General features: G+C 55.1%; 2 protein-coding genes. One reads left to right on the top strand and one right to left on the bottom strand.

Annotation, left to right across the window (positions count from 1 at the left end; genetic code table 11):
• On the top strand, positions 1-208 hold a 208-nt coding region (locus AC1DYI_RS37920), incomplete at its 5' end, for a transposase (RefSeq protein WP_477209194.1).
• Between the two features lie 2 nt (positions 209-210).
• On the opposite strand, the gene AC1DYI_RS37915 is transcribed toward AC1DYI_RS37920, so the two are convergent.
• Positions 211-612: DUF6756 family protein (locus AC1DYI_RS37915; RefSeq protein ID WP_477209193.1), on the bottom strand; the 402-nt coding region annotated here is incomplete at its 5' end.

The raw sequence follows: 612 nt of genomic DNA, 5'->3' as shown, positions 1-612 counted from the left end.
GTACCACTCGTGGGAGCGAGGAACGAACGAAAACACCAACGGGTTGCTTCGGCAGTACCTGCCCAAGGGCATGTGCTTGAAGGGGCTGACCCAAGCCGAGTGCGACCGCATTGCGGGTGAACTCAACAGCCGGCCAAGAGAAAGACTAGGATTCAGGACTCCGGCCGAAGCATTCGGCCGTCCGCGGGGTGTTGCACTTCAACGTTGAACTCAAGCCTCTGCGCCATGCCGTGCATTTTCGAGGGCCTTGACCATTCGCTCACCAACAGCAACCAAAACTTCACTGTGATGCTCCCCTACGAGCCATTCGTACTTCTTTGAGACGACAAGATACTCGAACCCATAGGATGCCCCAAGAATTTGAAGGATGCTGTCGGCGCTTGCCTCGCACACCCAGAAGCTGTCCTGCTTCTTGGAACTGTCGTTTGCTAGAAGCCACATAGCCTCGTTTGGAGGAAGCAGCTTGCCGAGAATGGCAAGCGAGCGATCCCCGGTGTGCCACGACGAGGATTCATCCTTGAATAGCTCCCACCACCAGTCGTAGCGAAGACCTTTGGAACCTACATTGAGAAAAGCTTCGGCAATGGACTTCAAGATTGGGCTGTATTCGTG

The organism is Ideonella sp. P3_A4 (assembly GCF_056403075.1).
Note: the sequence above shows the minus strand (reverse complement) of the source record. Positions and strands in the feature narration are given on the sequence as shown.